Origin of the sequence: Amycolatopsis echigonensis, assembly GCF_002846615.1 — a bacterium.
Taxonomy (GTDB): Bacteria; Actinomycetota; Actinomycetes; order Mycobacteriales; family Pseudonocardiaceae; genus Amycolatopsis; species Amycolatopsis echigonensis.
This window is the reverse complement of sequence record NZ_PJMY01000003.1, coordinates 1,797,253-1,819,941: the sequence shown is the minus strand read 5'-3', so window position 1 is coordinate 1,819,941 and position 22,689 is coordinate 1,797,253. Positions and strand designations below refer to the sequence as shown.

The 22,689-nt window shown below is 68.9% G+C and carries 22 protein-coding genes; 6 read left to right on the top strand and 16 right to left on the bottom strand.

What is annotated here, in order from left to right; genetic code table 11:
- Positions 1-8: 8 nt before the first annotated feature.
- The 4 genes from ATK30_RS13100 to ATK30_RS13085 all read right to left on the bottom strand — a co-directional run bounded on the left by ATK30_RS13100 (position 9) and on the right by ATK30_RS13085 (position 5,270).
- Positions 9-1,355 (bottom strand): dicarboxylate/amino acid:cation symporter, encoded by a 1,347-nt coding sequence (locus ATK30_RS13100; RefSeq protein ID WP_167441900.1) that lies wholly within the window; start codon positions 1,353-1,355, stop codon positions 9-11.
- Between the two features lie 103 nt (positions 1,356-1,458).
- The gene (locus ATK30_RS13095) at positions 1,459-2,070 is read right to left on the bottom strand and encodes a Maf family protein (RefSeq protein WP_101435844.1); all 612 of its coding nucleotides are present in this window, start codon (positions 2,068-2,070) and stop codon (positions 1,459-1,461) included.
- Positions 2,071-3,061: 991 nt separating this feature from the next.
- On the bottom strand, positions 3,062-4,681 hold the full coding sequence (locus ATK30_RS13090) for a DHA2 family efflux MFS transporter permease subunit (RefSeq protein ID WP_101435843.1): 1,620 nt from the start codon (positions 4,679-4,681) through the stop codon (positions 3,062-3,064).
- A complete protein-coding gene (locus ATK30_RS13085; RefSeq protein ID WP_101435842.1) occupies positions 4,662-5,270 on the bottom strand; it encodes a PadR family transcriptional regulator in 609 nt (202 codons plus the stop codon). Before ATK30_RS13085 ends, ATK30_RS13090 begins: the two co-directional genes overlap by 20 nt.
- 264 nt (positions 5,271-5,534) lie before the next feature.
- On the opposite strand from ATK30_RS13085, the gene ATK30_RS13080 reads away from it, so the two are divergent.
- Positions 5,535-6,251 (top strand): tyrosine-protein phosphatase, encoded by a 717-nt coding sequence (locus ATK30_RS13080; protein WP_101435841.1) that lies wholly within the window; start codon positions 5,535-5,537, stop codon positions 6,249-6,251.
- Here the strand turns inward: ATK30_RS13080 and ATK30_RS13075 are convergent.
- Positions 6,241-7,530 carry an MFS transporter gene (locus ATK30_RS13075; protein ID WP_244194602.1) on the bottom strand — a complete coding sequence of 430 codons (1,290 nt, stop codon included), beginning with the start codon at positions 7,528-7,530 and terminating at the stop codon, positions 6,241-6,243. The two genes, ATK30_RS13080 and ATK30_RS13075, sit on opposite strands and share 11 nt — an antisense overlap.
- Before the next feature lie 91 nt (positions 7,531-7,621).
- On the opposite strand from ATK30_RS13075, the gene ATK30_RS13070 reads away from it, so the two are divergent.
- A complete protein-coding gene (locus ATK30_RS13070; RefSeq protein WP_101435839.1) occupies positions 7,622-8,233 on the top strand; it encodes a TetR/AcrR family transcriptional regulator in 612 nt (203 codons plus the stop codon).
- A 12-nt stretch (positions 8,234-8,245) separates the two neighbouring features.
- Positions 8,246-8,650 carry a hypothetical protein gene (locus ATK30_RS13065; RefSeq protein WP_101435838.1) on the top strand — a complete coding sequence of 135 codons (405 nt, stop codon included), beginning with the start codon at positions 8,246-8,248 and terminating at the stop codon, positions 8,648-8,650.
- A 1-nt stretch (position 8,651) separates the two neighbouring features.
- On the opposite strand, the gene ATK30_RS13060 is transcribed toward ATK30_RS13065, so the two are convergent.
- The 5 genes from ATK30_RS13060 to ATK30_RS13040 form a co-directional block, all read right to left on the bottom strand.
- A complete protein-coding gene (locus ATK30_RS13060) occupies positions 8,652-9,779 on the bottom strand; it encodes an alanine racemase (RefSeq protein WP_244194601.1) in 1,128 nt (375 codons plus the stop codon).
- On the bottom strand, positions 9,766-10,149 hold the full coding sequence (locus ATK30_RS13055; RefSeq protein WP_101435836.1) for a RidA family protein: 384 nt from the start codon (positions 10,147-10,149) through the stop codon (positions 9,766-9,768). Before ATK30_RS13055 ends, ATK30_RS13060 begins: the two co-directional genes overlap by 14 nt.
- Positions 10,150-10,157: 8 nt before the next feature.
- The gene (locus ATK30_RS13050) at positions 10,158-10,778 is read right to left on the bottom strand and encodes a helix-turn-helix transcriptional regulator (RefSeq protein ID WP_208637338.1); all 621 of its coding nucleotides are present in this window, start codon (positions 10,776-10,778) and stop codon (positions 10,158-10,160) included.
- A gap of 98 nt (positions 10,779-10,876) precedes the next feature.
- Positions 10,877-11,089, bottom strand: coding sequence for an acyl-CoA carboxylase subunit epsilon (locus ATK30_RS13045; RefSeq protein WP_101435835.1), 213 nt, complete (start codon positions 11,087-11,089; stop codon positions 10,877-10,879).
- A 7-nt stretch (positions 11,090-11,096) separates the two neighbouring features.
- A complete protein-coding gene (locus tag ATK30_RS13040; protein WP_037816034.1) occupies positions 11,097-12,734 on the bottom strand; it encodes an acyl-CoA carboxylase subunit beta in 1,638 nt (545 codons plus the stop codon).
- 311 nt (positions 12,735-13,045) lie between these two features.
- Here ATK30_RS13040 and ATK30_RS13035 point away from each other — a divergent pair, with 311 nt between their 5' ends.
- Positions 13,046-13,864 (top strand): GNAT family N-acetyltransferase, encoded by an 819-nt coding sequence (locus tag ATK30_RS13035; protein ID WP_244194600.1) that lies wholly within the window; start codon positions 13,046-13,048, stop codon positions 13,862-13,864.
- Positions 13,865-13,908: 44 nt separating this feature from the next.
- Here the strand turns inward: ATK30_RS13035 and ATK30_RS13030 are convergent, their stop codons facing one another.
- Together ATK30_RS13030 and ATK30_RS13025 are read right to left on the bottom strand one after the other, a co-directional pair.
- Entirely contained in the window at positions 13,909-14,787 is an 879-nt protein-coding gene (locus ATK30_RS13030) for an SRPBCC family protein (protein ID WP_101435833.1), read from the bottom strand.
- 31 nt (positions 14,788-14,818) lie between these two features.
- The gene (locus ATK30_RS13025; protein ID WP_101435832.1) at positions 14,819-15,520 is read right to left on the bottom strand and encodes an NAD(P)H-dependent oxidoreductase; all 702 of its coding nucleotides are present in this window, start codon (positions 15,518-15,520) and stop codon (positions 14,819-14,821) included.
- Positions 15,521-15,590: 70 nt separating this feature from the next.
- On the opposite strand from ATK30_RS13025, the gene ATK30_RS13020 reads away from it, so the two are divergent.
- On the top strand, positions 15,591-16,574 hold the full coding sequence (locus tag ATK30_RS13020) for a GlxA family transcriptional regulator (protein ID WP_101435831.1): 984 nt from the start codon (positions 15,591-15,593) through the stop codon (positions 16,572-16,574).
- A 125-nt stretch (positions 16,575-16,699) separates the two neighbouring features.
- On the opposite strand, the gene ATK30_RS13015 is transcribed toward ATK30_RS13020, so the two are convergent.
- From ATK30_RS13015 to ATK30_RS13005, 3 genes are all read right to left on the bottom strand, one after another.
- A complete protein-coding gene (locus tag ATK30_RS13015) occupies positions 16,700-17,545 on the bottom strand; it encodes an NBR1-Ig-like domain-containing protein (protein ID WP_101435830.1) in 846 nt (281 codons plus the stop codon).
- Positions 17,546-17,656: 111 nt separating this feature from the next.
- Positions 17,657-18,493 carry an alkaline phosphatase family protein gene (locus ATK30_RS13010; protein WP_101435829.1) on the bottom strand — a complete coding sequence of 279 codons (837 nt, stop codon included), beginning with the start codon at positions 18,491-18,493 and terminating at the stop codon, positions 17,657-17,659.
- Between the two features lie 134 nt (positions 18,494-18,627).
- Positions 18,628-19,488, bottom strand: a complete 861-nt coding sequence (locus ATK30_RS13005; protein ID WP_101435828.1) for an alpha/beta fold hydrolase — start codon at positions 19,486-19,488, stop codon at positions 18,628-18,630.
- Positions 19,489-19,558: 70 nt separating this feature from the next.
- On the opposite strand from ATK30_RS13005, the gene ATK30_RS13000 reads away from it, so the two are divergent.
- A complete protein-coding gene (locus tag ATK30_RS13000) occupies positions 19,559-22,486 on the top strand; it encodes a BTAD domain-containing putative transcriptional regulator (RefSeq protein WP_101435827.1) in 2,928 nt (975 codons plus the stop codon).
- Here the strand turns inward: ATK30_RS13000 and ATK30_RS12995 are convergent.
- Positions 22,454-22,642, bottom strand: coding sequence for a hypothetical protein (locus ATK30_RS12995; RefSeq protein WP_208637337.1), 189 nt, complete (start codon positions 22,640-22,642; stop codon positions 22,454-22,456). The genes ATK30_RS13000 and ATK30_RS12995 overlap by 33 nt on opposite strands.
- Positions 22,643-22,689: the final 47 nt, after the last annotated feature.

The window sequence follows — 22,689 nt, the reverse complement described above, 5'->3', positions numbered from 1 at the left end:
ACGAGGCGTCAGGCGGTGACGGGCCGGGCGGCGCCGCCTTCGTCGCGGTGGTTCGGGCGAGCGGTCTGCGTGTCGAGGATTTCGTCGTCGAGCAGGCCCTCGCTGCGCGCGACGATCGTCGGGACCACGATCTGGCCCGCGACATTCGTGGCGGTGCGCATCATGTCCATGATCGGGTTCACCGAGTAGATCAGCGCGATGCCGAGCGCGACCTGCTTGGCGTCGAGACCGATGAACGCGGTGGTCAGGGTGAGCGCGGTCAGCCAGCCGGTGGTGCCCGCGGTGGCCAGCGCGCCGACCACGGCGACGACCACGATGCCGACGTACTGGCCGAAGCTCAGCGGCACCCCGGCGAGGTTGGCGATGAAGATCGCGCCGATCGCCGGGAACACGGCGGCGCAACCGTCCATTTTGGTCGCGCTGGCGAGCGGGGTGGCGAAGGCGGCGTAACCGGGGTCGACGCCGAGGTTCACCGCGGACTGCCGGGTCAGCGGCAGCGTCGCCGAACTCGACTGCGACGCGAACGCGAACTGGATCGCGGTGCCTGCCTTGGCGAAGAACGTCAGCGGGCTCACCTTCGCGACGAACCGCAGCAGGATCGGGTAGACGACGAACAGGACCAGCAGGCAGCCGACGTACACCGCGAGCGTGGTCGACAGCAGCGGGCGGAACAGCGCGTCGCCGTAGTTGGAGACGGCGGCGCCGATCAGGCCGATGATGCCGAGGGGCGCGAGGCGCACGATCCAGCCGAGGTAGCGCTGGACGATTTCGAAGACGCTGGTGGTGAACTCGACGAACGGCTTCGCCTTGTCGCCGAGGCTGTAGGCGGCCGCGCCGATCACGACGGCGAGGAAGAGCACCTGGAGCGTGCTGCCCTCGGCGAAGGCGGAGAAGAAGTTCTCCGGCAGCAGGCCCTTGATGAAGGCGTCCCAGGAACCCCAGTGGCTCATGCTCTTCGCGGCCTTGTCGGCGTTCTTCGCGGTGGCCGCGACGCCCTCGCCGAGCCCGCCGGAGCCGGGGTTGAACAGCTTGCCGATCGCGATCCCGATCAGCGAGGCGATGAACGACGTGATCGCGAACCACAGCACGGTCTTGCCGCCGAGTCGCGCGGCGGTGCGGCCGCCGCCGAGGCCGCGGAGGCTGTTGATGCCGACCACGATCGCCGTGAAGACCAGCGGGATCACCGCGATCTGCAGCAGGGTCGTGAAGATCGTGCCGATGTGGTCGAGGGTGTCGGTCAGCCAGCCGGCTTCAGTCGTCCGCGCGAGCACGCCGAGGCCAGCGCCCACGACAAGCGAGCCGAGTACGGCCGCGGCGAACACGCGCGGCTTGGTGTACGTCCTGACGAAGGACATGTGCCACCCCAGAGAGGTCGAGAGTTTCCGCTGGCCCGGGTGCGGGCCGGGATCGACTTTTCCTGATCACTCGTCCGAGTGACACATCGTCCCAATATGTGAACTACTTCCACATTTCGGTGACGCTGACGCCCACCTCGGCGAGGAGTTGCCGAAGCAGCGGAAGACTGATCCCGATCACGCTGGACGGGTCCCCCTCGACGCCCTCGACGAACCACCCGCCGAGCGCGTCGAGCGTGAACGCCCCCGCGACGTGCAGCGGTTCGCCGGTGGCGACGTAGGCGTCGATCTCGGCCTGGGTGGGGTTGGCGAAGTGGACGGTGGTGGACCGGGTGCCGGAGGCTTCCTTGGTGCGCTGCCCGCCGTCGATCCGGACCACGGTGTGCCCGGTGAGCAGGACGCCGGAGCCGCCGGCCATCCGGGCCCAGCGCTGCTTCGCGACCTCGGCGGTGGCGGGCTTGCCGACCATCTCGCCGCCGATGGAAAGCATGGAATCGCAGGCGACGATCACGGCGTCCGGCTCGGAGACCATCTCGACGACGGCGTTGGCCTTGGCTTTGGCGAGAGCCAACACGAGTTCGGCGGGCTCGGGATCGGTGAGCGCAGCCGCGACGGCGTCCTCGTCGACACCGGACACGACGACCGCCGGATCGAGACCGGCGCTGCGCAAAACGGCGAGGCGGGCGGGGGACTGAGAGGCGAGGACTAGACGCACGTGCGAACGCTACCTCGGTGGGGTGCGGTGCTGGGCCGTGACCCGCTGCCGTGTTGGGCGGCATGTTTCGCGGTGCGCTGGCTGCCGCTGCCCCTCGGTGGCTCCGGTGCCGACGACGGTGTGCGGCTCGGTGACGGACACGAGCAGCTGGTCGCCGTGCGATCTGGGCGGAGTGGGTTTGGTGCCCGGGTCGCGCAGCCGGGTCGCTTCTGGGCGACGAGCGTGCATGGCGGGGTTGGTGGGTGCGGGGTGGGTGCCCGGCGGATTGGGGTTGTCGGGCGGGCTGTGTGTCTGGCGGGCTGGGGTTGCTGGGCGGGATGAGCGCCCGGCGGATTGGGGGGTGCTGGGGCAGCGGGTGACCTTGTGGCTGCAGATGCGGAGACCGCCGCGTGGGTTGGCGTTGTGCTGCAGTCGGAAGATCCGATGCCGCGTGGTGCGAGGCGTGCTCGGGTCGCGCCGGGTTGCCCGTTACCGGTCGGGTGCGCTGTGCGGGTTCGTTGCCTCTGCTCAGATGGGACGACTCAGTGAGTCGCGGCTCCTGCGCCGAGGCTTGGCCCATTCGGCGCTCGCCGCGGGCCTTGCCTTGCTCCGCCTGGTTCAGATGGCTGCGTCTGGCTTGCTCAGCCTCGCCTGGCTCGGTTCGCCCCCGACTTCCCAGCCGGAACGTCCGGGCTGCGCTGCTTCGGCGGCTTGATTCGCTAAGTCTCGTCCGTTGGGCTCGGGGCACCCCGACTTCGGGGCCGGAAATTCAGGGCCGTGCTGGCTCTGCGGCTTGACTCGCCAAACCCTGCCCGTCCGACCCGCTCTGACTCGTGTGGGTGCCCATGGGTTCAACTTTGTTCCCGTTCGACCCGCTCTGGCTGGCTCGCCTGGGTGCCCAGGTGCCCAGGTGCTCAATCCTGCTCCGTGTCCCGCTCTCGCCTCGCCTCACTCGTTGCCCGCCCGACCCCGGCTGGGTTGCTGGCCCAGCCGGGCCTTCGAGGTCAGCTATTCATCGGGCCGGTTCCGGGGTCGGTGCGGTGGGGGCTGGCGTGTGCGGCCGGGGCGATACTCGGCGTAGCGCTGCCGCCGACAGGATTCCCAGTACCAGCACCGCGATCGGCAGGATCAGTGTCGCGCGGGCGGCGTCGGTGAGTCCATTGTGGACGACTTCGCTGGCGAGGCGGCCTGCTTGCGCGGCGATGTCCGCCGGGAGGCCTGGCATCGCGGCTGGACTGCCGGAGGAGCCGAACTCGCCGGTTGAGGCGGCGGCGTGGGCGATTCCTTCGGTGAACGGGGCGCGGTATTGCTCCGGCAGTTGCGCGGCCGCGGTGGTGGCCTCGCTGGTGATCGAGGCGCTGATCCTCGCCTGCAGGAGAACGCCGATCGCCGCGCTGCCCAGGACTCCGCCTACCTGGCGGGCGGTGTTGAAGATGCCTGAGGCAGTTCCAGTGAGCCGCGGCTCTACCGACGCCATCGTCAGGTTGCTCATCGGCGAGAAGATGCAGCCGACGCCCAGACCGCACACCAGCAGGGCCGGGATCAGCGCCCACGGGCTCGTGTCCGGCCGGGCTTGCAGTGCGACGATGCCGACGCCCGCGGCCAGTAGGGCCAAGCCGCCCATCACCAGGTATTTGCCGTTGATCCGGTCCGAAGCGCGGCCGACGAACGGCGCGATCACGCCGGACAGCAGCGACATCGGGGCGGTCAGCAGACCGGCCATGGTGGGGGAGAGGCCGAGCACCGTCTGGATGTAGATGATCAGCGGCAGGAACATGCCGGTCATCGTGAAGCCGACCGTGGTCGCGGTGAGCGTGCCCGCCGAGAAGTTGCGGTTGGCGAATACGGCCAGCGGGACCAGGGGTTCGCGGCGATTGCGGCGTTGCCACAGCACGAAGGCGATCAGCAGCACCACACCGGCCCCGATGATTTCGAACACCGTGATGCCGCCGAATACCGTGCCCCAGTCGTACTGCTGTCCATTTTGGACGCCGAACACGACGCAGAACAGTCCGGCCGCGGACAGCAGGATGCCGAGCAGATCGAACGAGTGGGAGTGCTTCGGCTGCCAGTCCGGCACCAGCCACAGCGTCAGCGCGATGGCGGCGACGCCGATCGGCACGTTCACGTAGAAAATCCACTCCCAGCCGAGGTGCTGCACCAGCACGCCGCCCAGCAGCGGGCCGGTGATCGTGGCCAGGCCGGCCACGCCGCCCCACGCGCCCATCGCCGCGCCCCGTTTCGCGGGCGGGAAAAGGTGGCTGATGAACGCCAGCGTCTGCGGCGTCATCAGTGCGGCGCCGAGGCCTTGCACGGCACGGGCGGCGATCAGCATCTCGACGTTGCCGGAAAGCCCGCACCACAACGACGAAGCGGTGAACACCACGAGCCCGGCGACGAACACGCGCTTCGGGCCGAAGCGGTCGCCGAGGCGGCTGGTGAACAGCATCGGCACGGCGTAGGTGAGCAGGTAGACGCTGATCACCCACACCACCGAGTTCAGCCCGGCGCCGAGGTGTTGCAGCATGGCGGGCACCGCGATGGACACGATCGTGGTGTCCAGCAGGATCATGAAGAACCCGATACAGAGCGCGCTGAGCGCGGCCCACGGGTTAACCGGTCTTGCGTTCATGGTTGTCCTTGAGCTTGAGTTTCTTGTCCTGGAAGGGGATCCGGCCGCTGTCGAGGTCCGCGAACAGCTGCTCGATCCACGCGAGCTCGAACTTCCGCTGTGCCGCGCTGAACCGGAAGTCGAGCCAGTAGATTTCGGGGGTGCCGTCGGATTCCAGCCGCTCGATGATCACCTCGTCGGAGGCCACGCCCGCGCGCAGCCGGGTGATCCGGTGCTCCAGTTCGAGCAGTGCCACGTCTCGGCCGAGGTCGTCGATCACGGCGAGCCCGCTGAGCACGTCGCTGTAGTCCGGAACCACGTCGCCCAGCATTTGCCGGGCTCGTTCCTGGAAGGCGTCTTTGCCCGCGGCTGTCATCGCGTACACCGTGCGCTCTGGCCGTTTTCCGTCTCGCTGTGTCTCGACCACATCGATGAAACCGTTGCGCTGCAACCGATCCACCGTGTGATAAAGCGAGCCCGCCTTCAGCTTCACGCGGGTTTCGACGTGCCGTTCCCGCATCAGCTGGGCCATTTCGTACGGGTGCATCGGCCGCTCGTGCAGCAGCTCGAGCACGGCGACGCCCAGCGCCGTGAGCTTGGCCGCGACCATGACGGGGTTCCTCCAGAGATCCAATCGAGTGACCGAAGTGGGTTATTCCACGTGGACTATACGGTGTGGGGCAAACTGCGGTCCAGTGCGATCCGCGCTGGTGAGCAGCTTGTCGCTGACGGTGACGGGTGGTGCGTGGATGGCGAGAGCGTAACGACGGCCACCGACAAAAACCGGCGATCGCCTGTTCGACGGCCCTTTCCGCGGCCGTCGGCAAGAGGCCGCTGGTTGTCCGCGGCGCGCGATCCGGGCCAGGATCGGCTGATGGGCGACAACCGAGCAGTGGAGTGGGAAGGCTTCTTCAACACCCGCGACCTCGGCGGGCTCCCGACGCAATCCGGCGTCCGCACCGCGTCCGGGCGGTTCTACCGGTCGGCTACCCTCCGATTCGTCACCGCCGCGGGCTGGGGCCAAGCGCGGGAATCCGGCCTCCGCACCATCGTCGACCTGCGCAACCCCGCCGAGATCAGCACCTACGCCGCCACCGTGCCATCCGGAATGACGCGCCTCGAAGTCCCCATGGACGACGTCGAAGACACCGAGTTCTGGCAGTACATCGCCGGCGAACAGCTCGACGGCACTCCGCTGTACTACCGCGTTTTCCTTGCCCGCAAAGCAGAACGCTGCGCGACTGTCCTGAGAACGCTGGCCCAGGCCGAAGGCGGCGTGCTGTTCCACTGCACTTCGGGCCGAGATCGCACCGGTCTCGTCTCGCTCCTTCTGCTCGCCTTGGCCGACGTCGAACCGGAAACCATCGCCGCCGACTACGCCCTCTCGACCGAAGCCGTCCTCCCGCTGTACCGGGCGCTAGGCGTCGAGGACCAAACCGCGCTGCTCGAAGCAGCTTTGGCCCGCCGTCAGACGACCGTCCGCGAAGCCGTCCTGGCCACCCTCGACGGGTTCGACGTCCGCGATTGCCTCGTCCGCGCCGGACTGGCCGCGGACGAGGTCGACCGTCTTCGGGACCGGCTCAGTCGGTGACCTGGTGCAGCTGCCGCGCCCGGCGGCTGCCCAGCGAATACCACCCGGCGATCCCGGTGCCGACGGTGAGCGCGGCCGCGCTGATGCCGAGCGACCAGTGCACCCCGACCGCGGAACCGAGCAGTCCCACGGTGAATCCGCTGCCCGCGCGAAGACCGTTGGCGGACACGCTGTACACGCCGATCACCCGGCCCCGATCCTCCGGTTTCGCCAGCAACTGCACGACGGTCTGGCCGATCGACATCGACGCCAGGTTGGCCACGCCGCCGATCACCAGCAGCGCCACCGCGATCGGGTAGCTGGCGGTCATCGCGAAGAACAGGCTCGACAGACCGTAGATCGCCGTGCTGATCACCGCGGCGGGCACGTTCGGTTTGATCTTCCCGGTCGCTTCCAGCAGGATTCCGCCGATCACGCCGCCCGCGCCGTTCGCGAACAGCAGCACGCCGTACGCGGTTCCGGCGCTGCCCGCGCCGAGGTCCTGCGCGAAGATCGGCATCGAACTCTGCATCGAAGCGCCGACGAAGAACGCGCCGAGCCCGGCGAGGATGATCATCCCGACCATCGTCGGGTTCCCGCTGATTTCCTTCAGGATCCGCACCGAATCCATCAGGCCGACCCGTGGCCGACGGATGATTCCGCCGTCTCGCGTATGTCCGGTGAACTTGGTGCGGAACAAGAACACGGTCAGCGGCAGGTAGAACGCGACGTTCACGAAAATGCCCGCCACCGGTCCGAGCCCGAGCAGCAGCGCCGAACCGACGACCGGGCCGAAGAGAATGCCGAGGCTGCGGAAGGTGGCGTTGAGCCGGACCGCGCTCGGCAATTCGGTGGGCCCGACGAAATCGTGCAGCATCAGCTGTTCGCCCGGTCCCCAGATCGCGCCCGCACAGCCGTGCAAAATCAGCAGTACGCAGGCGTTCCACACCTCGAGCGTGCCGGTGACCATCAGCACGCCCCACGCCACGGACACCGCCATGAACAGCGCCTGCGCGGCCTGGATGATCCGGCGGCAGTCGTGCCGGTCGGCCAGTCCGCCGAAGTACACCGAGAACAGCAGGAACGGCACCCAGTGGCTGATCACCTCGAACCCGGTCAGCGCGGGCGAGTGGAATTTCTCCCACAGCACCCAGTAGGTGATGACGTGTTCAATGTTGTCCGCCATCATCGCGAGGCCGGTGCCGATGAGATACGGACGGCAGTCTTTGTTGTACAGCGCCGCGAATTTGCGCGGGGCTGCTGTGCCGGTAACCCCGGATTCGGGTCGGTGCGTCGGCACCCCGCACGCGGAACACATGACTGGAAACCCCCTAGTGAGCTGGTGCTCGTAACGCTAGACGAGACGTTGCGTCTTGACTAGACTTCCGCACGTGGGCGACGTCACTGAACCCGGCCGGTGCCGGCATCACGGGAACCGCTACGGCCGCAGCGAGAACGCGCGCCGGGCGGTCTTGCACGCGGTCGACGATCTGCTGGTGGAGGTCGGTTTCGCCCGGCTCACGATGGAGGGCATCGCGGCCAGGGCTGGCGTCGGGAAGCAGACCGTCTACCGCTGGTGGCCGTCCAAAGTGGACCTTCTGCTCGAAGCGCTCGGCGACGACCTGGTCGAGGAACTCTCCCCGCCCGACTCCGGTGAGCTCCGCAAGGACCTCTGCGCGCACCTCGCCGCGATCGCGTCCTTCCTGACCGCCGCCGACGCCGGTGCGGTCTTCCGCACGTTGCTCGGCCAGGCCCAGCACGACCCGGATTTGGCGCGGCAGCTGCGCGAGGTGCACATCCGCGCCCAGCACGCGCGCGACCGGCTGCCGCTCGAACGCGCCGTCGCCCGCGGCGAACTGCCGTCGGACGTCGACCTGGACAGCGCGGTCGAGCAGCTCGTAGGACCGATCCACTACCGCGTGCTGGTCACCGGCGCGCCGGTGCCGCCGGAGTTCACAGATGGCCTGGTCGAGCGATTCCTCCGGGAGCATTCGCGCGAGTAGGCTCCCGGAGACATGGGAACGGTCTTATGGCTGGTCGGGCTGGCTGTGGCCGCCGCGGTCCTGGCCGGGATCGCCTGGGTTTTCCGGGACCGCGCCGCGGGCCTCGACCAACGGTTGCGCGCGGCCGAGCAGGCTTCGCGCTGGCGATTCCTGCAGCAGCAGTGGGAATCGGAGCCGATGGCGCGGCTCGCGACCGTCCAGCAGGTGCACGCGCTCACCCAGAACGGCGGCTGCCAGGTCCGGATCGTCTGGACGGACAGTTACCACGCCGAGGACGTCGAGATCGAGCACGACCAAGCCGACGCGGGCGATTATTTGCTGCTGCGCGGGGTGGGGCCGCTTGGCTCGATTACCCGGGAGGAACTGCTGGCGCACGCGGGTGCGGATGCTCCGGAGTGGGCGCAGCGGGGGCGGTGAGTTACCAGCCGCTGATCCGCTGCCAGGTGTCGGTGAGGCGGCCGTTCTCGACGATCCGGTAGCTGGCGTGTTGTGCTGCAGTGGCGCAGGCATGGTTCGGCAGGATGCGCAGCCGGGTGCCGATCGGCAGGTCGGGCAGCGGATGGCCGTCGCGGGCGGTGAGTATTCCGTGTTCCTGGCTCGCGCCGGTCACCACAAGACCGGGCAGCAGGGTGCCGTCGAGGTCGGTGACCAGGCCGTATCCCTGGTCGACAGCTTGGTTCGCGGTGCCGCGGTCTCGCGACAACGCCATCCAGCCGCCGTCGGTGAGAATCCAGCCGTGTTCGGGGCGGTGTCCGATCACGGTGACGACCACCGACAGCGCGAGGTCTTCGACGCGGCAGACGCCCAGCCCAGCCATGACCAGGTCGAAGAAGATGTAGTTGCCTGCGCGGACTTCGGTGACTCCAGCGAGGTCGTCGGTTGCGTGCGCGGTCGGGGTGGAGCCGACACTGACTGTGCCCGCGTACAGGCCTTCGTCGCGAAGGCGTTGCGCTGCCGCGACAGCGACGTCTCGTTCATGCGCGGCGGCTTCGCGTTGCGCCGCAGCGGTTGTTGCGAAGTAGGACTCACCGGCGTGTACGAGGATACCGTCGAGACAGTCGTGCAGCTGTCGTCCGATCGCGAGCAGTGCGGGGTCGTCGGGCAACACGCCTCCACGATGACCGTCGCAGTCGACCTCGATCAGCGACGGAATGCGTAACCCGGCTTCGCGCGCTGCGGCGGTTACCGCTGAGGCTTGCGCGACGCTGTCTAGCAGCACGCGCACGGTGATTCCGCGGCGCAGCAGTGCGACCACGCGTGGGAGTTTGTGCGGGTCGATGCCGACTGCGTACGTGATGTCGGTGTAGCCGCCGTCGGCGAAGGCTTCAGCTTCGGCCAGCGTCGACACCGTGATCGGGCCTGGCTTGCTGCCGTGCATCAACGCGGTGGCAGGCAGCGCCTTCGCTGTTTTCGTGTGAGGGCGCAGCGAAACGCCGAGGTCGCGCATGCGGCGCGCGAGACGTTCGGCGTTGCGCTGGGCTCGCGAGAGCTCGACGACAGCGAACGGCGTGTCCGGATCAGCCAGGGTTTCGTCAGACGGCGGCAATTGCCTGCACCTCGACCTTCGCTCCAAAGTGGAGGGTGCTCGCCCCGGCGACCGCGCGTGCCGGGCGATGATCGCCAAGCCAGGAACGGTAAATCCGGTCGAACTCCGGCCAGCCGCCCATGTCCGTCACGTACACGGTGACCGACACCAGGCGGTCGCGGCTCGTGCCCGCAGCGGCGAGACACGCGTCGACATTGGCCAGAACTTGCTGAGCTTGCACGGAAAAAGGCTCGCTCACCAATCGGGCCCCGTCTCTGGTGACGGGCAGCTGTCCGGAGATGAAGGCCATCCCGCCGACCTCTGCGGTGTGCGAGTAATGCCCGCCAGGAGCGGACAGTTCAGGGCTGTCACGCAGGACGATGTCGCTCATCGACGCTCTCATTTCGCATAGTTGTAGACAGTCGCCCGGGATACTCCGAGCAGGTCGGCGATGGTCTGGGCGGCATCGCGGGATTCGAAGTACCCCTCGTCGCGCAGCAGGCGGACCAGGTCGCGTTTGGCTTCGCGGGAAAGGGAACGCGGGCTGCCGCCGCGGTCCGCGGCCGTGCGCTCGATCAGCTCCCGCAGCTCACGCGAGGTCCGCGAGTGCAGGTTTTCGACGAAACCGCGCTGCGCGGCATCGGTGGCGACCAGGTTGGCCAGCGTGTGCGTGAACGGCGAGAGCACTGAGACGTCGAGGTTCAGGCACAGCGCGGCGATGTAGTCGCCGTCGGCGTTCTTGATGCCGATCGACGTGCTTTTGACTGGCCGCCCGTCCGGGAACTGGTTCGCGTAGTTCTGCAGGACGCTCGGGTAATCCGGGTCGCTGATCCGCTGCAGTCCCAGTTCGGTGGCCGGATCGCCGACCTCGCGGCCGGACAGGTTGTTCTCGATCGCGCGGATCGCGTGGTCCGGATCCCGCAGGTCGTGCAGCACGACCTCGCACAATCCGGGGAACATCCGCCCGAGTGCGACGGCGATCTTCTCGGTTTCCCGGATGAGGTGCTCGTCCGCGTCCACGCCACCCCTTTGACTTGGTGTCTAACTTTAGAAAATTAGTCTAGCAGGTGCGCATAAAAGTTGATCCCGGCGGCAGGGCCGGGATCAACGAGGGGACTTCAGCGAGGCAAGGACGAGGCGCGCCAGGCCCCGTCGCCAGGCGCGAGCGGCGCGTGCACCGCAGCCGCCCGGTCGCCCCACCACGACGTGCGACGCGGTGCCGGAGCGGGTGCCGACGCCGAAGCGGCACTGACCACCACCGCGGTGAGCGCGGCGAGTTCGGCGTCGTCCGGGTTGCCGCGGACTACGCGGAGCAGGGGAGCGTCCGTCATCGCGACCTCACAGGGGGATGTTGCCGTGCTTCTTGGGCGGCAGCGATTCGCGCTTGGTGCGCAGCAGGCTCAGCGCCTTGGCGACGTGGCCGCGGGTGTGCGCGGGCACGATCACCGAGTCGACGTAGCCGCGTTCAGCCGCCGCGTACGGGTTGAGCAGCGTGTCTTCGTACTCCTGGATGAGGTCCGCGCGCAGTGCGTCGACGTCCTTGCCTTCCGCAGCCGCGTTGGCCAGCGTCTTGCGGTGGACGATGTTCGCCGCGCCCTGCGCGCCCATCACCGCGACCTGGGCGGTGGGCCAGGCCAGGTTGACGTCCGCGCCGAGGTGCTTGGAGCCCATCACGTCGTACGCGCCGCCGTACGCCTTGCGCGTGATCACCGTGATCAGCGGGACGGTCGCCTCCGCGTACGCGTAGATCAGCTTCGCGCCGCGGCGGATGATGCCGTTCCACTCCTGGTCGGTGCCGGGAAGGAAGCCGGGAACGTCCACAAAGGTCAGCACCGGGATGTTGAACGCGTCGCAGGTCCGCACGAACCGGGCGGCCTTCTCGGACGCGTCGATGTCGAGGCAGCCGGCGAACTGCGTCGGCTGGTTCGCCACGACGCCGACGCTCTGCCCGTCGACCCGGCCGAAACCGACCAGGATGTTGGGTGCGAACAGCTCGTGGACCTCGAGGAACTCGCCGTCGTCGAGCACCCGGGTGACGACCTCGTGCATGTCGTACGGCGTGTTCGGCGAGTCCGGGATGAGCGTGTCCAGCTCGCGGTCGGTGTCGGTGACGTTCTCGAAGAACCCGGCGGGCGGCTGGTTCGCGTCGAACTCCGGCGGCTCGGACAGGTTGTTCTGCGGCAGGTAGGAGAGCAGTTCCTTGACGTAGGCGATGGCGTCCTCGTCGTCGGAACCGAGGTAGTGCGCCACGCCCGACTTGGTGTTGTGCGTACGCCCGCCGCCGAGCTCCTCGAAGGTGACGTCCTCGCCGGTCACCGTCTTCACGACGTCCGGTCCGGTGATGAACATCTGCGACGTCTCGTCCACCATCACCACGAAGTCGGTGAGCGCGGGGGAGTAGACGTGCCCGCCCGCGTTCGCGCCCATGATCAGCGAGATCTGCGGGATCACGCCGGAGGCCATCGTGTTGCGGCGGAAGATCTCGCCGTACAGGCCGAGCGACACGACGCCTTCCTGGATCCGCGCGCCGCCGCCCTCGTTGATGCCGATGATCGGACGGCCGGTCTTGATCGCCAGGTCCATCACCTTGACGATCTTCTCGCCGTACACCTCGCCGAGCGCGCCGCCGAATACGGTGACGTCCTGGCTGAACACGCACACCGGACGCCCGTCGACGGTGCCGTACCCGGTGACGACGCCGTCGCCGTACGGGCGGTTCTTCTCCAGCCCGAAGTTCGTGGAGCGGTGCCGCGCCAGCTCGTCCAGTTCGACGAACGAGCCCTCGTCGAGCAGCAGATCGATCCGCTCGCGGGCGGTTTTCTTGCCCTTGGCGTGCTGTTTCTCGATCGCGCGCGCCGAGCCGGCGTGCACGGCCTCGTCGTAGCGGCGGTAGAGATCCGCGAGCTTGCCGGCCGTCGTGTGGATGTCCGGTTCTCCCTCGGGCGGCGTCCCGAGCGGCTGCGTCGCACTGCTCATGTGGCGGAGCTTAGCTACTGCGCGGTTGCCGCGCGTGTGGCGTAGGACTCCCTCCCGTGTGCGGCGCAGACCAGTACGCGACCGTCGAGCGTGCCGAGGACGAGCCGGTCCGGGGCTTGGGCGCTCAGCGAGAGCGGGACGACAGGGTGGCCGTTGACCTGCAGGTGCCGGAGTTGTCCGCGACGTAGACGGTGTACCCGATGGTGTCTATCGCGGGACCTGGTGGTCGGGCGGCCTCTGGAACCGGAGGCAGTTGAATTTTCCGCGTCGAGCCGGCCAACCCGGCCGCGCTCCGGCCTAGGGTGGGCGGCGTGCTGCTCGCCGACGCCTCGGTCCGCTCGCTCGGGCCTGCCGACCTGTCCGCTTGCCTCGACCTCGGAACCGATCGCGGATGGCCGCGCGAAGAACGGAAATGGGCGATGCTTCTGGACGTCGGCCGCGGATTCGGCATCGACGCCCCGGACGGCGGTCTCGCCGCGGCGGCGATCCTCACCCGGACCGGGCCGACCGCGACCGTGTCGATGGTCGTCGTCGCGGAGCGATTCGCGCGGCAGGGACTCGGCCGTCGCGTGATGGCGCAGGCGCTCGACGAAGCCGGTGATGCCGTGGTGTCCTTGCACGCTACGGAAAACGCGCGTCCGTTGTACGAATCGATGGGCTTCGAGTTCGACGGCGGCTGCAACGACCATCGCGGCCGGTTCGCCGACGACGGCGGTCCGGCGGCGCGGCCGATCGGCCCGCCGGACGTGGCGCGAGTGTACGAATTGGACAGTGCGGCGCAGGGCTTCGCGCGGCGGGAGTTGTTGAACCGCATGCTGTTCGAGGCTGACCACGTCCACGTGACCGACGACGGCTACGCGCTCGGCACCGTGCTAGGCGGAGTGCTGGTGATCGGTCCGGTGGTGGCCGCGGACGAGGGCCAGGCCCGCGCATTGATCCGCGGCCTCGCCCGCACCACGTCCGGCGACCTCCGGCTGGCGGTCGACCACCGGTTCCCGGAGCTGTCAGCGTGGTGTGAGGCGCGCGGGCTGACGGTGCACGGGCAAGCATCGCGGCTGGTGCTCCACGGCAAAGCGGTGCCGGGCCCGGCCGGGGTGCGATTTTCGCCGTACAACACCGCGCTGGGGTAGAGGGTGTCGTGAGTGCTAATCCCGGTTAGAACCGGCATAAACGCTCACGAGCTGTACCGCTGCCTGATCTCGGCCTTCCGCTCCGCTGACCACGGCTCCAGCTCCACCCCGAAGGTCCCGGCGAACAACGCGTTCAGCTGCTCATGCCGTGCGGTCAGCAAGTCCGGCAGCTGATCCCTCAGTTCCGCGGGGACGGTCTGCGTCAGCTCCACCCGCACGCCGTCCAGCGGATCCGCGGTCACTTCCCACCGCACGCGCCCGGCCGGTTTCCCGTCGTGCAGCCAGGTGTAGGCCAGCACCTCCGGCGATCGCGACTCCAGCACCTGCGCCCCGTCCTCCGGCTGGGGCAGCCGCTTCCAGACGTCCTCGACCGGCGGCCACACCAGGTCGCGGCGGAACCGGATCGTGCCGTCGTCCAGGACCTCGCCGTCCTCCAGCCCGAATTCCTCGATGTAGTGCACCATCCGCGCGTGCCAGTCGGACGGCATTTCCGGCGTCCGGCCGTCGAGCGCGGCTTCGAGGGAATCGAGGCAGGCGACCCAGCCGGTGACGTGCCGTCCGGCGCCGAGCAGGGCGATGTCCGGTTCGTTGCGGTTGAAGACGTGCGTGAAGGCGAGCTTGCTGCCCGTCCCGTCCGCGGACACCTCGATCCGGATCAGGTCCGAGTTCCAGGTGAACTCGAAGACCTCCGGCGGCTGGTAGCCGAGGATCTCGCCCTCGCTCGTGTCGCCGGTTTCGGTGAAGGTGAACGTGATCTTCCCGCCCGGCGCCGGGGTTTCCGGCAGCGCGACGGCGGCCGGAAACCAGTGCGCCAGCTCTTCGGGCGAGGTGACCGCGTGCCACACCTTCTCCGGCGGGTGGGCCAGGGTCCGTTCGAGGGTGACGCTCGGTCGTCCGCCGGGAGTGGTTCGCAGAATCGCCATGTCCGTATATAACCACGGAGGTATATACGGGTCAAGCGGTCAGATGTGCCGCGTACCCGGTCTGACCTGGGGCGACCTCGGGAAGCAAGACGAGGCGACGGTCGTAGTCGCCGCCGTCCTGGGTCCGGTACGGCAGGGGATCGGTCGTTTCCAGGGAGTGCAAGCGTTTGCGCAGCTGCTCGACGACGCAGTCGTACTTCTCCGGCGTCATCCGGTTCGTGCCGGTCACCTTGAGCGCCGGCAGGACCGTCATGCCGGTGTAGAAAAGCGTTCCGTGCTGGACGTTGAACAGCAGGTCGTCCAGCGAACCGTGGGCGCCGCGCGGGCCGAGGCTCTCCTCGTGCGCCCCGGCGGTGACGATGACCATCGCGCGTTTGCCGGCCAGCACGCCGTTGCCGTAGCGCAGCGTGTGGCCGGTTTCGTCGCGGTAGTCGTAGCCGTATCCCTGCACGAAAACGCGGTCGAACCAGCCCTTCAGGATGGCCGGGGTGTCTGCCCACCACAGCGGGAACTGGACGACGACCGTGTCCGCCCAGTCGAGCTTCTCGTGCTCGATCCGGACGTCCTCGGGCACGGCCGCGACCTCGTCGACGATCGGGTTCCAGCGCATGGCGTAGAGATCGGATTCGCACACGTCATGGCCGAGATTCCGCAGCGTCGCGACGCCCTCGTCGCGAAGCGCGCCGTTGAGTGATGCGGGGTCGGGATGGGCGTAGATCCACAAGACGTTCATGAGGCCAGGGTGCGACCGGCGAAACGGTCATAACAGTGGCCCGATGGCCACCTTGTGCAAGAATCGGGCCATGGCTGTTTTTCGTCATCCGGAGCGGCACAAGGTCGCGGTGCTGGTGCGGCACGGCATGCTCGTGATGGAGCTCGGCATCGTCCACCGGCTGTTCGGCCAGGCCAGATCCGCCGACGGCGAGCGGTTGTACGAGGTCGTCACCTGCACGCCGGAGCCCGGCGACATCCGCACCGATTCGGACTTCGCCATCCCAGTCCAGCAGGGTCCGGAGGCGGTGGCCGAGGCCGACACGGTGATCGTCCCCGCGTCGTCGCTCGAATACGAGCCCACCGGGCGGCAGCTGACCGAGCAGCTCAAGCACGCGATGAACCTGGTGCGCCCGGACAGCCGGATCGCCTCGATCTGCACCGGCGCGTACGTGCTCGCCGCGATGGGCCTGCTCGACGGCCGCCGCGCGACCACGCACTGGCGTTCGGCCTGCGAATTCCAGCTCGAATACCCGCGCGTACAGCTCGATCCGGACGTGCTCTACACCGAGGACGGCAACGTCTTCACCTCGGCGGGCGTCGCGTCCGGCATCGACCTCTGCCTGCACATGATCCGGCGCGACTTCGGTGCGGCGGTCGCCAACGAGGTCGCCCGCGGCACGGTCGTTTCGCCGCATCGCGAGGGCGGGCAGGCCCAGTTCATCCGCCGGCCGGTGCCGGAGCCGCGGTCGTCGTCCACCTCGGCCGCGCGGGCATGGGCACTGGAGAACCTCGACCAGCCGATCACGCTGCGCGACCTGGCCGCGCGCGAGTCGATGAGCACGCGGACGTTCACCCGGAGGTTCCGGGACGAGGTCGGGATGTCTGCGCTGCAGTGGCTGACCCAGCAGCGAGTGGAGCGCGCGCGGCAGTTGCTGGAGGAGTCGGAGCTGCCGGTCGACCGGGTCGCGGCGGCGTGCGGATTCGGGACGGCGGCGTCGCTGCGCCAGCACCTGCAGGCCGCGCTCGGGGTTTCGCCGAGCGCCTACCGGACGACCTTCCGCCGCCCGGCGTGAACTCGGCGGTCCGTGGCAGCGCTGTTCGCAGCTGCCACGGACCGACCCCCAGCGGTACTCATCCTGGCGAGCGGACGGGGGTGTTCGGTACCCCGGCGACCGGGTCTTACAGAATCTGACACGCGTCAGGAGACGACCGTCACCAGCACATACACCGGACGGCGGGTCGAGAAGAACTCCTTGCCGCTGGCGTCGACCATCTTCCAGCCGATCCAGCAGCGTCCCGGCGCGGGCGAAGCGGTCAGCGGGACGCTCACCATCACGTGATCGCCGGGCGGGGTGTCGCCGATCAGCACCCGGTCCGGGGTGCGGCACGAACCGGGGCTCGGCGGCAGGTCCATTCGCTGCAGGTACCGCTGATGCCAGCTCACCGAGCCGGTGTTCTGCAGCTCCCACACCTTCTGGACGGTCTCGCCGACGTGGATCACGGTGCCGTCGGGCACGGTCACGTCGCCGACGAACTTGGAGTTGTCGCCGGGGATGCGCGCACCGACGTCGACCAGGCTGCCGCTCGTCAGCTTCGGCACCACGATCGCCGCGACGGCGGCGAGGAGCACGACGACGAACGCGACCGCGGCCAGCGCGTACTTGCGGCGTCTCCGAGGTTTCTCCGGGGCGACCGGGTCCGCGCTGATCAGCACCGGTTCCGCCGTGGGCTCGGCAGTCTTGACGATCGCGACGTCAGCGGGTTCGCCGGCAGTGTTCTCCGGAGCCGCGGGTTCCGGCGGCACGCCCTTCAGCTCTTCCCAGCGCCGCCGCCACTGCTGTTCGTCGGCGTCGCACGCCCGGACGAACTCGCGCGTGGTGTCCCACGACGGGAACCGGGTGCCGCGGACCGCCTCGTGCAGCGTGGTGTGCGAGATCCGCCCGGACCGGTCGGCCATTTTGCGGAACGAGGGATTCCCGGCCCGCGCGCGCAGCGCGGCCAGCTCCGCGGAGAGCACCTCGGCGGCAGATGGCCCGTCGCCCATTGCTCTCCCTGGTTGTCAGATCCGCTGGTCGGACAAGTCTGACATTCCAGTTCGGCACTGCGGGGCGCACCCCGGTCGCGGCCCCGGCGAGGCGGCCGCGACCGGCGCGCGTCACTGCCAGGCGTCGGTGATCGGCGTCTCGCTCGCCGCGTTGCCGAGACCGGGGAGACCGTTGGCGGCCTCCATGGTGCGCAGCACGGTGTAGTGGTTGATCGTCTCGGAGTAGTCGCCTTGCTTCACGTGCGCGCCGGTGAACGACGTGTAGATCTGGTTCGTCGAGGTGCCTTCGTCCTCGTCGAACGTCACGATCAGCAGGCTGTTGTGCGTCTTGGCCCACTGTGCGTAGCCGTCGAGGTTGTTCTTCAGCCAGGTGTCACCGGTGGCGACCGAACAGTCGTGCATGTCGTTGCACATGTTCGGGGTCACGAACGCGACGCTGGGCAGCTGCGAGTAGTCCGTCGGGAAGCTCGAGTAGCGCAGGTTGCTCGACGCGGGCACGTTCGAGAAGTCGACCCAGCTGTTGTGCTTGCGCCGGTACTCGCCGGAGGAGCAGCCGGTGTAGCCGTCGGACGGCATGGACTCCGAGTAGCCGGTGAAGGTCTTCCCGGCGCCGATGAGCTGCGAGCCGAGATTGTCCACGTTGCCGAGGTTCTGCGGGCACGTGTCGTCGGTGACGCCCTGGGTGTCGCCCGAGAACAGCGCGACGTAGTTCGGCTGGCTCGGGTGAGTGATTGCGTGGGAGTCGGTGAAGTTCGCGCCCTGCGCGGCGAGCGACGCGAAGTAGGGCGCGGTGGTCGAGTCGATCGAGGTCGACGACTCGTTCTCGAACATCACGAGCACGACGTGGTCGAAGGCAGGCACGGACGCCGCTGCTGAGGCGGGTTGGGCGGCGGTCGCCGCACCGAGAATCGCCGTCGCGACGGCGGCCACGATCCGCTTGCGGAACACAGGTCCTCCAAGGCCGGTCGGGAAATGCGCTCAGGTGGGAGCGGCATAGACCGTGCCACGGAGAAGGCGCCCCGGAGAGCGGCCGGTGGGTGAATAACTGGCGACCACTCGTCCGGGGCACGACTTTCGGCGGGTCAGCGGGCAAGCAGGTCCCGCAGTGATTTCGTAACGCTGCCAGGCGAAGTCTCGGCCATGAAATGTCCACTGTGCACGGTTTCGTGCACGAGGTCCGGTGCCCACACGCGCCAGAGCGCGACCGCGTCGTAGCCGAGCGCGACGCCCCAATCCTGCTGGACCACGGTGGTGGGCATCTTCAGCTGGTTGCCCGCCTCCCGGTCGGCGCGGTCGTGCTCGACGTCGATGCCCGCGGAGGCGCGGTAGTCGGCGACGATCGACGGGACCGCGTTCCGGCTCGCCTCGAGGTACCGGGCGCGGATGTCGGCCGGGATGGCCTCGGGGTCGGCGCCCCACTGGTCGAGGAAGTAGCTGAAGAACGCGTCCGGTGCGCCGCTGATCAGCTGCTCGGGCAGGCCGGGCGGCTGCGCCATCAGGTAGAGGTGGAAGGCCACGGAGGCGCTGACGCCGTGCAGCACGTCCCACATGTCCAGCGTCGGCAGGACGTCGAGGATGGCCAGGTGGGACACGTGGTCCGGATGGTCGAGGCCGGCGCGGATCGCGACGAGCGCGCCGCGGTCGTGCCCGGCGAGCGCGAACTTCTCGTGTCCGAAGGCGCGCGCGAGGGCGACGACGTCGGCGGCCATGGTGCGCTTCGAGTAGGTCTCGCCGTCGTCGGCGGGCTTGTCGCTGTCGCCGTAGCCGCGCAGGTCGGGGCACAGCACGGTGTGGTCGGCGGCGAGGTCGGCGGCGACGTGCCGCCACATCAGGTGGGTCTGCGGGAAGCCGTGCAGGAGGACGACGGGCGAGCCGGAGCCCGCGACCGCCACGTTGAGGGACACGCCGTCGGCGACGGGGATCCGCTGGTAGTCGAAGTTCATGCGACCCAGCGTGCGCCGGGCCGATCAGCAATCGATCAGCAACGAGCGAGCTGATTACAGTACGGAACTGATGACCATCTCGTTCTCCGTGCTGGGCCCCTTGGCGGCCTGCGACGCGCGCGGGCCGGTGGCGTTGCCCGGGCCGCGGCATCGCGCGGTGCTCGCGCGCCTGCTCGTCGCCCGCGGGCAGGTGGTTTCGACGGACGCGCTGGTCGACGCGTTGTGGACCGAGCCGCGGGCGGGCGCGGTCGGCGCGGTGCAGACCTTCGTCGGCGCGCTGCGGCGTTCGCTCGAACCGGACCGCCCGCCGCGGACACCCGCGAAGCTGCTGGTCACCGCGGGTCCGGGGTATGCGCTGCGCGCCGAACCGGAGCAGGTCGACGCGTGGCGGTTCGAGGCGTTGCTGAGGGGGACGCCGTCGGTCGCGCAACTGGACGAGGCGCTCGGCTGGTGGCGGGGCGAACCGTACGCGGAGTTCGCCGACGCGCCGTGGGCGCGTGCCGAACGGGCTCGGCTCGACGAACTGCGGTTGCTCGCGCTGGAACGCCGGGCGGCCGGTCTGCTGGACCTCGGCCGTGCCGCCGAAGCGGTGCCGGATCTGGAGTCTCTTGTGGACGCTCATCCGCTGCGCGAGGAAGCGTGGCGGCTGCTGGCGCTCGCGCTGTACCGAGCTGGACGTCAAGGGGACGCGCTGGCCGCGCTGCGTCGCGCGCGGGCCGGGCTGGCGGCGGAACTGGGGGTCGATCCTGGTCCGGCGTTGCGGCAGGTGGAGCAGGACATCCTCGCGCAGGCTCCGCAGCTGGCACCGTCCGTTCCGCGGCGGTTGGCTGGGCGAGACCGGGAGCTGGCGCGGCTCGCCGAGGTCGCGGCGGAAGTGGCTGACCGCAAGCGATTCCGGCTCGTGCTGGAGTCCGGCGAGGCGGGTGCGGGGAAGACGGCGCTGGTCGAGGAATTCGCTGCTCGGCTCGGCTGGACCACTGCGTGGGGCGTAAATCCGGACGGTGCCGGGGTGCCACCAGCCTGGCCGTGGACGCGGATTCTCGCCGCGCTGGGCGAACCGGTCCCGCCGCGGCCGGCGGGTGGCGACCCGGCGGTGGCGCGGTTCGAGTGGCATCAGGCGATGACCGCGCGGATCGCCGAGGTGGCGCGCCGGGGTCCGCTGCTGCTCGTGCTGGACGATTTGCATTGGGCTGGCGAGGAAACCCTGGCACTGCTGACGTCGATGACCGCGGCTCCGGTGCTGTTAATCGCGACGTATCGGACCACCGAAGTCTCCGCGGAACTGACTGCGGCGTTGGGCAGGCTCGCGCGCGCCGACCCCGTTCGGCTGTATCTGGGCGGGCTTTCGGTCGAGGCGGTCGCCGAGCTGGTCGGGGCCGAGTCCGCTGCGGTGATTCATCGGCGGACCGGCGGAAATCCGTTCTTCGTCAAGGAACTCGCCCGCGCGCTGGATGCCGAAGGCGATCTTCCGGACGGAGTGCGCGACGTGGTTCGGAACCGCATCGCCGCGTTGCCCGACCACGTGCGCGCGGTGCTCGGAAAAGCCGCCGTGATCGGTTCGGACGTCGACCTCGGCCTGCTCGGCGACGTCCTCGACGAGCTGGAAACCGCTGTGCAGGCAGGGTTTCTGGTCGAAAGCGGCCCACGGGCGTTCCGGTTCGCGCATTCGCTCGTCCGCGACGCCGTCTACGACGATCTTTCGCTGGCCCGGCGCGCGCAGCTGCACCGTGAAGTCGGCGAGGCTTTGGCGAGCCGGCGGCCGTCCGAGATTTCCTTGCTGGCTCACCATTTCCTGCTTGCCGGAGACGACCGCGGCACTGCCTACGCGCAGGCTGCCGCCGAACGGGCCGAACGGGATTTCGCGCCCCACGAGGCACTTCGGCTCTGGCAAGCCGCGCTGGCGCAAGGCCCGCGTACTGTGGAGTTGCTGATGGGCGTCGCCCGGACGTCCGCGGTCACCGGCTCGTTGGCCGCCGCGCGCCGCTACCGAGCCGAAGCGTTGGATCTCGCCGGCGACGATTCCGCGTTGACCATCCGGGTGTTGACCGCGTTCGACGTGCCGGGAATCTGGACCGAGAACGACGACCCCGCGCTGGCCCGTCGCATCGCCGACGCCGCCGAACGCGTCCACACCACCGATCCGCTCGTCCGCGCCCGGCTGCTGGCGACCATCGCGTTGGAGCTGCGCAGTGAAGGCGGTCAACGCGCCCACGACGCAGCCGTCGAAGCGGAGAAACTGGCGCGGTCCGCCGAGGATCCGGCACTGCTGGCGCTGGCGTTGAACGCACGCTGGACGCAGACGTTCACCCGCGCCGGCCTAGCCCCGGAACGCGCCCGGATCGGAGAGGAACTGGTCGAACTGGCTGCCCGGCACCGGCTGATGACGTTCGAGGTGCTCGGTCACCTGGTGCTGATGCAGGCCCAGTCAGCGCTCGCGGACTTCGCCGCTGCCGACACCCACGCGGCCGCGGCCGATCGGCTGGGGGAGCAGTACGACCTCCCGCTCGTCAGCGTCTTCACCGACTGGTACCGCGCGCTCCGTTTGGCCGTCACCGGTCCGGTCGCTGCCGCGGAAGCCGCCTACCGCAGTGCTGCGGCCCGGCTGTCCGGAAGCGGAATGTCCGGAGTGGACCGTGGCCTGCTGCCGCTCGCTCGGCATTGCCTTTACGTCCAGCACGGCTTGGAGTCCACAGTGGACTTCACATTGCCGCCGGATCGCCCGGACCTGTTCCTCGAACTGCGCGCGTGCCTCACCGCCTCGACCGGAGACGCACGCGAGTTGTATGCGCGCTTGGCTCCTGCGGAGAACGAGCTGGCCGGTGCCGGTTCAGGCGTGGTGACGCTGGGCCCGGTCGCTTATTACTTGGGCGAATTGGCTGTCCGGTTGGGACTGCCGCCCGAGGAGCACTACCGCAAGGCCGCCGAAGTGGCCCGCCGAGCCGGTGCCGCGCATTGGGTCAGCCGACTACGTACCATTTGCCGCCGCGCTTCTCCATAACCACGTCGCGATGTCGCTTTTGGCGAACTTGACGGACGCCTTCACCGCGCTCGCCGGAATCTCGACCTTGTCGGCCCCGTCCTTGATCTTGGACCGGTCGACACTCGCGGTCAGCATGGCCTGCTTCTGCGTGTCGGAGAGCATCTTGAACGACATCGGCATCGTCTTCTCACACGGCCCGAAGAAAGGGCGCATACGAGCGG